The organism is Bacteroidales bacterium, from assembly GCA_014860575.1.
Lineage (GTDB): Bacteria > Bacteroidota > Bacteroidia > Bacteroidales > JAAYJT01 > JAAYJT01.
In genome coordinates, this window is sequence record JACZJK010000046.1 from 1 (window position 1) to 12,188 (window position 12,188).

The window sequence follows — 12,188 nt, forward strand, 5'->3', positions numbered from 1 at the left end:
CGAAATAAAAGCATAGCAATTAATTGACAAATGATGTGGTTACTGACGTGGTTAATGTACCGCGGATTTTTTCAGAACAGCTTAGAATTAAGAAGCCCGCCAGGGATTTTAAATCCTGGCGGGATAATCTCAAATTCAATATTTCAAGACTATTAACGGAATGGCTCAACAACGATCAATTATTGTTTGATAATCTTCTCCACTCCTACCTCATCACCCATCATCACGCGGATCAGGTAAATGCCGGGCTGGTGTTCGGAAATATCGAAATGGTATTGCTCCATTGCCGGCAATTCCTGTTTCAGGATTCTTTCACCAAGAAGATTGTAAATTTCAGCTACAATTTTTGTTGGCTCATCAATATCTTTGACTTCCAGAGTGAAGAGGCCTGGAGTAGGATTGGGGAAGACATTAAAGAAAAGATCGTTAGCCAAGTCGTCTAACATAAATTCCCCGGCAAGTTCGTTTTCTTCTCTGATTAAACTATTCTCCAGCTCAAGCAAACAAGCTTCATCAGCAATAAACAAATGCGCATACGAACCTTGTTTGAAATGTGTATAATCAGTGACTTCAACCCGTTTTTTAGCGGCTAGCGTGACTGAGCCTCCATCTTCAACCACATAGGGGGTATCTCCTCCTGTTGTGATTATATCAGTGCCATCATGGCAATCTTCCTGCCCGGCAGGTACAGTTCCTGCAATCTGTTGTTGAGTGAACACGCGATCAACGATGATGTCCTTCCTGGATTTGTTGCCGTCTGTATCGAGAATTTCAATTCTGAGCCAATGTAAACCTTGGTTCGGGAAATTCAACTGAATCGATGGGGGGTTTGGACCAGCTTTTTTCTGACCGCCGTCAGGCAGGCGCTTGGTTTCTTTAGGGCAAACTATGATCGTCCAATCCAATCTACCTTCAGGCCCTGCTCCGGTAAAGTCAGTTACCTGTCCTGTAACCGTATCCAGTTCGCCATACTCTAGTTCACCGGTCCATGGGTCCATAAAGTCAATCTTCATCTTGCCGTTCTCAAGAGGTCTGTTCACTATTGAGTTGAAGGTCATCATGTGACCACCGCCATCGGGCCAGCGAATGCCTTGCAACACATCCTGCGAACGCTCAAGTTCATTCCGCATGGTTTTCCAGTCATAGCCCATTGGGCCCCGAACTGTATAATTGCCGCCTGTGTATGCAATCCAGGCGCGCAAGGCAGAGGCAATTTTGGAATAGTACGTTCCCCAGATTCCTACGTTTGTTCGTGCAAGAGCGGCCAACAGATCAACAAGTTGGTCGGGTGTGAGGCCATCCATAATAGAATCATCTCCGGCGCTGTCAGCAAAATATTTTAGGCAGGCTGCCGCAGCAGTGGGAACGCAATGATTATCGCCACCTTCCTTATATCCTGTGCGCCATGATCTGCGCTGACTTAAAGTGTCAATTCCTTTCTGAAATTCTTCTTGCTTTTTCTCAACGATTACCACAACCGAATCAATAACTGTTCCATTGGAATTGATCTGGAGTTCAAACTCATCTTCTTCAAGCACCTGGTGATCTTCAACATTCACGGACACGGCTGAAGGTGGATTAATATCAAGCATCACATCGAAAAATGAATCTACAAAAACCACTTCCCCATTGTCAAGCGTTACTTTAGCCCTGAACTCAGCCATTACACTGGAGGTAAGAACAGGCGCCACAAATTCACCACTCCAGCCATCAGCCATCTCATCGCAATCGAAATACGGAGAAGCTGTACATTCCTCACCATCATCATCTGAATCAAACATTACCCATCCGTCATTGTCAATGTTATGCTCAAATTCAACCAATTCAATCTGATCATCCGGATCATGCACATGAAGCTGGACGGGTGTCACCGAACCAAAACTTCCATCAATCCACTGGTGCCATGGTTCTGCTACCAGCCAGTCTCCTACCCTGAGTTCATAGTCTGAAGGTTGGGACGGAACAGGCGAGTTTTGTTTCTTGAAACAGCTATGCTGCAATGAGCCATTCAATATAAAATTAGCACCGCGTATATCTATTGATATCCATTCCGGATTATAGCCTTCAATAATAAAATCTTCGATCGCAAATGTCATATCATTTGAAATGGAACCTACAAAAATCGGGGCAGAGCGCACTATGTAAAGATCTTCGAGTGTGGGATCCGCTACATCACCAGGCAGTGGTGGTCTTTGTATTGCCGGCCAACCCTGCCATGCAGGCGTTGACCAGTTAAGTACTATTTCAGCGTAAGCTGGCAGGTTCATATCCCGTGTCTGAATGTTGATTGAACCATTAATTACCTTGTATCTTGTATCATCAACCGGATGATCAAAAAACCAAACATTCCACCAATCGGTATTCGGGTAATAGTACCATTCCCCGTTATTATAACCACTTCCTTCAGACTCAACAACTTCTCCCAACTCGTTCATTTCCATTACGAAATCATCATCCCGGGCAAGAAGGGAATTCAGGTAAAGGTTCGAACCTGCCAGAGTTTGCATAACATGAAAGCCTTCTGAAGAGGGATCAAATGTGCCTGGCATAGGTGAATGTGACCACGGATGAGGCGCTATTGAACTAAAGTCAAGCATTGGATATCCATGAAAGGCCGGATCAAAAACCACCACATGGTCCGGGTTTACTGTATTCACGAAAAGGATAAGTGGGTGAAGCGAAAACTCCATGGTATAAGAACCTCCATGCAGGTTTTCTTTCGTGATTTCAGCGGTTCCCGGAACCGGAGATGAAAGAGAATAGTATACATCAAAAAAGGAATCAACCGTCCAACTACCTCCATATGTAACCTGAATAGGTTGTGTGCTTACCAGTTGCAGTTCAACTATCTCTATGGGAATAGTTGCGGTAGATGGGTAAGGATAAGTAAATTCTACTTCTGAAAGTCTTTCGATCAGCACATCATGTGAGGGTTCTTGCAAGCCGTTTGAATTTGCACCTTTGAGCTTTATTTCCCCGATAAAAGGCTCAGATCCCGGATTGAAGAAGTCAGGAGGCAATTCCGGGTAATCGCCATCCACACCAAACTTCAAAATATCATATACAATAAAAGGCTCACTTCCCGGGTTAAAAAAATCAGTAGGTGAACCAACCTCAAATGTGGTTACAAAGACACTGCTATTCACTTGATAATCGTGAACCTGCAACATAAAAGTATGATTACCCGGAGGCAGATCAATGGCGAAATTACCTCGGGTCAGATAATGAGCTTCCCCATTTACAGTTAACATGGCTCTGAGTGGGTTAGGAAAGGGATAATCATGCAAACCTTGCCAATAAACATGCACCTTGCCATCAGGTGTCTGGAATATATTGCAGGGCGCATTGAAAGGCACCGGATCAGCCGGATTCTGGTGTACATAATGAAATCCGATAAATGATACCGGGGGCTGAGGAAAAGGCGGAAATATCTGAACATCAAGATAGTATTTCCCGGAACCATGCATAGGATGCAGGAAAACATCTACTACCAGCTGATCTCCATTAAGGAAAAAATTGTTAACTGTGAGTAGAGGATCTTCCAGAGACATCACATTTGCTTCAGTAGTTGGGGGATAAACTTCATCCAACTGAAAAACTATCAAACTATTTTGCCCTGGTAGTGAAGCCTTATTTGGGAAATTGGCCACCTTCTTCTTATCTGAAAGATCAGAAAGTGCTGTGATACTCGCCACAGCAGCCCTTAGTTCAGTGCTATCGTGCTGAGATAAGTTTCCATTTGTTCCGTTTGGCGGTCCTGAGCCTTTCATTACATCACCCGGATTGGCAGCCTGATCAACATCATCAAGTCCCAACGCATGTCCAAGCTCATGGGTCGCTGTTTCCACAAGACCCGGATTCGGGTTGTTGCGAATAGTGATTGTGCCACCGGTTACTTTACCGTCGGCATCGGTTTCCCATGCATATACTCCGGCATTCCCATCGCCAGGATTACCTTCAGTTACAGTAACATTAGCCGGCGGAGAGCTAACTTCTTTTAACGCAGGCACACAGCCGGCAGCATTCCATCTTTGAATCCCTACCCTCACAGAATCTTTTTCTGCTTCTGTGAAGGTACTATCAATATGAACAGTAAGTGTATCCGGATTGCCAGCCCAGCCAACATAACCGGGAATTACATCGCGTGGCTGCATGCTTTGTTGTGCCACAATTGCACTATTTACTGAAATCATCAGTAATAAAATGACAATAAAGCTAGTGGGCAATACCCAATAGTAAATTTGATTTTTCATATGATTTTGGTTTGGTTAATCGTTCCCCTTTAATACTTCACAAAGTTAACTCTCTGAAAGCCCTGATGTCAATAAAGTAATATCGGAAATATTGCTTACTGTCAGAATAGTATTGCTCCATAACGGAAGATATAATACCTCAAACAGGAAGAAATAATGCATGAAAACAATTGATAATAATCACCTGATTTAATCAAGTTAATCCATCGCTGGCTAACAGTTTAATCTGCGCTGGCAGTGAAATACCAATAACACCCTTTGTAAGCTTCAGCGGTGTATTAACTAGCGGAAACCTTATAATTACCAGCTATTGAAGGATCAGTTTTGTGATGATTGAATTGATTCCTGATGTTATCCTTATCAAATAAACACCCGGTTTTCTGTCGGACAGGTCAAATAAAATCTTATTTGTTTCGGGTAATTCAACTGTTATGATTTTCTCTCCGATCATGTTGTAAATTTCCAGATGCACTTTGCCGGAAGATTCACTGTCTAAGAGTTCTGCACTGAAATTGCCTAAAGAGGGGTTTGGGTAAATACGAATCATTTCCAAAACAGATTGTGCATCAGTATCTTCATCAGATTTATCATAGCCGGTGGCCAATAAACTCCTTGTATTGCTGCAATAGCCCGGTTCATCCGAAATCCAGCTATGAAAGTAAGCGCCTGGTTGAATAACAGTACCGTCAAGAAGCCGTACGTTTGCGCCAGCTACAACTTCAAGACTTGCGCCACTTTTTATTAATACTACGGTTCCACCTCCAGCCAGTGTAACAGTCTGCTCTGATTCATAACAATCGCTCTGGCCACTCATAAGCATCAGGTCAGGTGTATCATAAACTTCCGGAAAGCCGAGAAAAGGATAACCATTATTCTGTGTATTCCCGGCATCATCAGCCCAAATATTTATGAAATTCCAGCTTGAATATGTATTGTCTGCATAAGGATGAGTCATTTGTGTTGTGGTTTTCCCAATGCCTCCTACACTACTACTCTGACCCGAAGTTTCTGTATTCCAATAACTGTCAATGACGGTTCCTCCATTGGCTCTGCCAATCAATCCTCCCGGATTAGATGCACTGCTTACTGAACCTGAGGCGTAGCTATTTTGAATATCTCCGTAATAGTTCCAACCTATAAGCCCTGCAGCGTAGTTAGTACCAGAAACTGAAACCAGCGAATAGCAGTTTTGGACACTACCACCCGGACTATTAACGCTATTAATTAATCCTGCAAGGCCACCAACATAATTTGCACCCTGAACAATTCCATTTGCGTAGCAACTGAAAAGATTGCCGGAACATTTACCAACCAGGCTTCCGGTATTATTGTTGCCTGTAATGTTTACATTGAGCAATGCGAGCTTGCTGATGTTCCCGGCAGTATAATACTCTCCGAATAAGCCTACATTTTCCATAGAAGGCCGGTTAATATACAGGTTGCTTATTTTGTGCCCGTCACCGTCAAACAAGCCCCTGAACTTGTTCACTGTGTTGCCAATTGGTTCAAACCCTTCGCCAGTGGTAAGAGTTACTTTATATGCCTCCCAGCCCTCAACCTGTGCATAACTGGCATCGGCATTAAAATCAAGGTCGGTCATGAGCTTATAATGGCCATGCATAAAATTTCTCATATTGTCCAGATCCTGTATGGTATAGATTTCAATAGGCGTTGGACCGGGATAGGGAGTTTGGATGTTTTGCCTCAGCCATGGGTAGGATACATCCTCATTGATTTCCCAGGTATTTTCAAAATCCCAACCCGAACTCTGGAAAGTTGATTTCATCATCATCTGCCACGTTAAGCTTCCGTATCCATCACCGGCACTCGTGTTTTGACCACTGGATTCAATATTCCAAAAACTTCCGGTTACGCTTCCTGCGTTGGCGTAACCAACCAATGCCCCAACGTATGAACTACCCACTATTCCTCCAATAACATAACAATTTGTAATGGATCCATAATAGTTCCATCCGGTAATCCCGCCTACCCGTGCTTCACCTTCAATATACACAAAAGAATAGCTGTTCAAGATATTGCCCCCTGGAGAATTAATGGCATCAATTTTACCGGAAATGCCTCCGGTATAGTCTATTCCATTCAACAGTCCGCTTGCATAACAACCCACTATATTGCCATCGTTTTGACCTGCGAATGCCCCGGTATAGTGCTGTCCGGTTATCAATATATCTACAAGGCCAAGGTTTCTGATACTACTTGCGCTCCGGTAATATCCAAAGAGTCCGATATAATTTGTAGTCGGTCTGTTGATATAAAGGTTGCTGATAACATGTCCGTTTCCGTCAAAAAACCCGGTGTATTTATCATTCAAATTCCCGATAGGCGTAAAACCTTCACCGGTTGTCATGCTCAATTTAAAAGCTTCCCAACCTGCAAGCTGTGCATAACTACCATTGTCATTAAAATCAAGGTCATTCATCAGTTTATAGTGGCCGTGCAATAAGTTTCGCACATTATCTAAATCCTGAATGGTATAAATTTCAATGGGTATAGGAGCAGGAAAGGGTATTTGTATATTTTGTCTTAACCAGGGATAAGACTCATTTTCCTGTATGGACCATACATCTGTGAAATCCCATCCGGCATTTGTGAATGTTGACGCCTGCATCATTTCTCCGGTCAAAATTCCGGTTCCACCCAGGCTTGAGCTCTGACCGGTTGATTCAATATTCCAGAAGCTATTTAGGACCTCTCCTGCATTGTTATAGCCCACCAGTCCGCCATAGTTTGAAGCACCGTTTACACCACCGGCAACGTAGCAATTGGTGATTGTTGCATAATAATTCCATCCAATTGCACCTCCCACACGCTGGCTTCCTGATACATTGGTAAGTGAATAGCTGTTTACTACCAGACCTGGTGTGATATTTCCGTCGAGTCTGCCGGCGAACCCACCTACATAAAGGTTGCCTTGCAGATTGCCGGCTGTATAGCTTGTTGCGATTTTTCCGAGGCTTTGACCGGCAAATGATCCTATATAATTATGTCCGACGATATTTATCTGTTTCATCCCAACTTGTCTTATACCGCCTGCCCCTCCTATATATCCGAATAAACCTACATAATCTGCAGCAGGCCGGTTCACATATAGGTTAGCAATGACTTTACCGTTACCATCAAAAAACCCGATAAACCTGTTGGTAGAATTTCCGATTGGCTCGAACCCCAAACCTGTGGTCATTGAAGTCTTAAAATCCTCCCATCCTTCAATTTGAGTGTAGCTGGCATTCTCATTAAAATCAAGATTATTCATCAGTCTGTAATGCCCGTGAAGAAAAGTCCTGGTATTATTGAGATCCTGTATTGTGTTTATTGGAAAGGGATTAGGTCCAGGTAAGGGAACTGGCTGGCTGTCTTTTAACCACGGATATGTTACTTCGTTTGTGATTGACCAGGTATTAGCAAAATCCCAACCGGCATCTGTATAAGTGGAGCTTGTCATCATCTGTGCCATTGTAATTCCGTTGCCGCCTGCACTTGTTAATTGTGCAGAGGTTTCGGTATTCCAGAAGCTATTGTTATAGAACCCATTAATATTGTACCCAGCCAATCCTCCTGAATTAACGCCTGAGACACCCCCGGATGCATAAGCATTTGTAATAGTGGCATAATAATTTTCACCAACCAGGCCTCCCGATCGGCCAGTTGCACCTGTAGCAGCTATATAAGCCAGTGAATAGCAATTTATTACCAATCCGACACGGATTTCGGTGTTCCCATTATTGTATCCTGCTATTCCTCCAGCCCGATTGCTCGCAGTGACAATACCAGTTGAATAGCTTGTTGCGATAGTGCCTTCATTATACCCTACCAAAGCGCTTACATAGTTGTTGCCTGTAACATTTACACTCTCAACTCCAATTCTTCTTATTTTACCTGCGCCACCTAAGAATCCGAAAATTCCAATGTAGTCAGTAGAAGGTCTGTTTATGAACAAATTGCCTATTGCATACCCGCCTCCATCAAAAAGCCCGATAAATTTACCTGTGGAGTTGCTCAAAGGATCGAAACCAGTGCCTGAAGTCATCGCGGTTTTATAGGCTTGCCAATCATTGATCTGGGCATAGCTATTACCATCATTGAAATCGAGGTTTTTGGTAAGGATATAATGTCCGTGCAGCAAATTCCTGATGTTATCCATATCCTGGATCGTGTTGATATAAAATGGCCTGGGACCAGGTTCGGGCGATTGTGGATTGGCTTGTAATTTAGGATAGGATATCCCTTCAGTAATTGACCAAATGGTTCCAAAATCCCAACCGGCATTGGTGAATGTTGAAACGGTTTTCATTTCAGCCATCGTGATGCCGGTTCCGCCAGCGCTGGATAACTTGGCAGATGTTTCTGAATTCCAAAAGCTACCATTGTAACTGCCATTGTTATTATCTCCAACCAGTCCCCCTGAATTATTGCCTGAAACACCCCCGGATGCATAAGAGTTTGTAATTGTTGCATAATAGTTTTCACCAACCAGGCCTCCTGCACGACCAGTTGCACCTGTAGCAGAAACATAAGCTAATGAATAACTGTTGATTAACAAACCTACCCTGGATGCTGTATTTCCATTATTATACCCCGCGATCCCGCCAGCTTGTTGATTGGCAGATAGAATACCGGCAGAGTAACTTCTGCTTATCGTGCCTTCATTGTAACCAACGATGACGCCCACATAATTTTTACCTGTTATGTTAGCTTCAATAATACCAAGGTTCATTAATTCTGCTGTTCCGGTAATAAATCCAAACAAGCCGATGTAATCAGTAGCCGGCTGGTTGATGAATATGTTGGCAATGCTATAGTTCTGTCCATTGTAGCTACCAGTAAATTTGGATGAACTATTGCCGATTGGAACCCAGCCACCTCCTTCATTGTAAGGTGAAACATCCAATTCAATGTTCGCCGTTTGTATAAAATGCGATCCCAGATAATTTCTGACATTATTAAGGTCATTTGCAGTTGCAACCTGATAGGGATCCAATTGAGTTCCTGTTCCGCCAGAAAACTGGGCAGACAAACTGCTGGTAAACAATGTTATACAGGCAATGTATAACATCTTAGCTGTAAAGCTTCTTAATTTTGTTTTCATAACGATTGGTTTGATGGTGTTTGAGAAATTTATTAAAACATACAATATTCGTATTATGAATTTATAATCAAAATCCGACTTTGAAAGGAATGGAAGATCAGGATTAGGGATAAGAGGGGTGCTTGCACAATAATTCAGACTATATACTGCATGCACTCACGGTTTCGATAAGGCCAATAACCATTCGTAAAAACCTGTCTGTAAAATTAATACCAGAAACAGGCAAATGCAATAGCATTTCCATTATTTTTTCTTGCTTTCATCCCAATACTCAATTTAAATTATTATTCGCCCGCTTTCATTGAGTATTTGCTGGCAATGAATTATTATTTGCAACCCGTAGAATATGTTTTAAGGTCACAAAAGGATACATTCAATTAGTCAAAAGGCACGGATTCTAATGATTTTCAATTGTGATCGGAAAATAGTATCACAAGCTATGCCCGCATATTAGAATCTTTTCAAATTGCCGGTAAGACTTATTGATTTTATCAAACCGGCAATTTGTTCTGGCAATCAGTTCAGATACTAAGAGAAAAGCCGTGTTATTTCTTACCAGTTTCATCACTTCTGCTTCAGAACCTAACATTGTTTTCTGTTTTATTTTATTTTATTTTGAAGCTTTAACATGAGGTTTCGGGTTGATGAGAATGCGCACAAAATCAATGGCAAACCCATCGCCTATGCCGGTGGTAGCATCGTCAATCAGGATTTTAAACTTGCCGTCTTTCAGTTTTCCCACCTCTTCGGGGGTAAGCCGGTAGCTCACCATTTTACCTACCGGCCCGGTCATATCGGTTTCGTTAATCAGTTTCGAAAGTCCAACCGACATCACGCCGTCCAATTTAGCAGTGAAAAGGCTTTCAGACGAAACCGATTGGATATCGTTAATAAAAGCCTGTAAAATAGCGGAATTAATGGTAATGTCAACAGGCTGAAATTCGAGTGTCACCGGTTTCGGAAGATTGCCGGGACGTAGCGATGTTTCGGTATAGCCATCGGTCCATGCTTCGGATCCGTATTTATAGGATGAAGGCACCATGATGCGGTCAGTTCCTTCGGGATCGGTTTTGTCAACTTCCCAGGGAAATTCGTTCCATTCGGTCAGTTCACCGGAGAAAGGGTTGTAACCCTGGGCGAACCCGCTGTTGATGTTGTCAATATCGCCCACCCTTACCATCAGCTCAGCATCAGGTGTGTTTTTCATGATCACCCGTTTCTTTTTCCAGTCATCAACTTTGTCGTAAACAACCTGTGGAACAGGTTTAACGGTATCCGTAATAACAGGCTCAGCCACGGCTTCAAGCTGGAAATTCAATGTCCCTGCTTTGCTGTCCGATACTTCGACGGTGGTCATTGAGGATGCATAGCCTGTTTTCGAAGCCGTTACGTAATTGAACCCGCCCGGAACGCCGGTAAGGGTATAAACACCTTCGGATGTGGTAATCGCCTTCACAATTCCAGATGACGACACCGTTGCGCCTTCCAGCGGTTTGCCAGTGGTTTTATCGCTTACTTTACCCGAAATTTTTCGGTTTCCCGAGGCTTTGGGGTTGATCAGGATACGGGCAAAATCAATGGCATACCCATCGCCCGCGCCGGTGACGGCATCATCAATCAGGATTGAAACTTTGCCACGTCTAACAGCTTCCAGCATTTCGGGATGAAAGGTCACGGTCACCAGTTTTCCGACAGGCCCGGTTTGGTTCAAAGAATTGAGCACTTTCTCAAGTTCGGCGAAACGTATTCCGTTGACCGTGGCCGTGAATTTGGTTTTGAACACCGGGGCCTGAAAATCATCAACAAACAGTTGCAGCGAAGCCGCATTCACCGCTATGCCTTCGGTCGGAAAGCTGAAAACAATTGGCCTAACTGAATTTTCAGGCCGTGAAGTGCTTTGCGTATAACCATCGGTCGAAGCCGATGGGTCGCCTTTGAAACCTGATACCACCATGATGCGGTCGGTGCCGTCGGGGTCAGCGGGATCGGGTTCCCAGGGGAAGCCGTGTGGGTCGGTAGGTTCGCCCGAGAAGGGATTGTAGCCCTCTTCGAAATCAAAACCGAAATTGTCAATGTCGCCCACCCGGATAACCATTTCGGCTTCAGGAGAATTCTTTGTGATGGATGTTTTTAATTGCCAATCAGGATGTTGGGCAACCAGTATTCCTTGGGTCATCGCCATGAATGCCAACAAGGAAAAGATAACACGGCGTTTTGTTTTCATGGTTTGGGAAGTGTTAATATTTAAGGGTTCGCAACTGTTCCAATACATCTTCAAGCGAAGGCTTCACCACCTCATTCAATAGTTTATCCTCATTTAGTGGTTCTGCAGGCCTGGGGCCTTGAATATCAACTCTTCCCTTCCAATGACTTCCACCTTTGTCGTCGTAGAGAATGATGTTTGCCGGAATAAGTATTTCTTTATCGGTAACTTTTATTGACTCAAAAGATGCAAATAACAGATAGTTGTATTTTTCTCTTTTTACCAGTTCTTTGATGGCTGCCGCATTCAGGTTATCAGGATTGAGTTTGGGCATGCCCTCCAGGGCTAGCAATACATGCTCGCGTGTTAAAGGATTGACCTGGCCGACAACACCCAATTGAATGATTAAATGTTCCTGCATTTGCACAGCAAAATCATTCCATTGCTGATTGTTGAGTGCTGTATGCTGCACTGCACTGACGTTTACCGGTAAAACACCCATGCGCACCTGTGCACTGAGGGAACCGGAGATGATAAACACCAGCAAACAAATTGCCAGTTTAGCTGATAATGAACTATTTGTTTTCATTTTACTTGATTTAAATGGTTAAAGAAATTGACAGGT

4 protein-coding genes are annotated in these 12,188 nt (G+C 43.4%); all 4 read right to left on the minus strand.

Annotated features, from left to right (window positions below; all coding sequences use genetic code 11):
* Positions 1–179: 179 nt before the first annotated feature.
* The 4 genes from IH597_12550 to IH597_12565 all read right to left on the minus strand — a co-directional run bounded on the left by IH597_12550 (position 180) and on the right by IH597_12565 (position 12,152).
* The gene (locus tag IH597_12550; GenBank protein ID MBE0663280.1) at positions 180–4,253 is read right to left on the minus strand and encodes a T9SS type A sorting domain-containing protein; all 4,074 of its coding nucleotides are present in this window, start codon (positions 4,251–4,253) and stop codon (positions 180–182) included.
* A 307-nt stretch (positions 4,254–4,560) separates the two neighbouring features.
* Positions 4,561–9,360, minus strand: a complete 4,800-nt coding sequence (locus tag IH597_12555; protein MBE0663281.1) for a T9SS type A sorting domain-containing protein — start codon at positions 9,358–9,360, stop codon at positions 4,561–4,563.
* A 610-nt stretch (positions 9,361–9,970) separates the two neighbouring features.
* Positions 9,971–11,584, minus strand: a complete 1,614-nt coding sequence (locus IH597_12560) for a carboxypeptidase regulatory-like domain-containing protein (GenBank protein ID MBE0663282.1) — start codon at positions 11,582–11,584, stop codon at positions 9,971–9,973.
* 13 nt (positions 11,585–11,597) lie between these two features.
* Positions 11,598–12,152, minus strand: a complete 555-nt coding sequence (locus IH597_12565) for a hypothetical protein (GenBank protein ID MBE0663283.1) — start codon at positions 12,150–12,152, stop codon at positions 11,598–11,600.
* Positions 12,153–12,188: the final 36 nt, after the last annotated feature.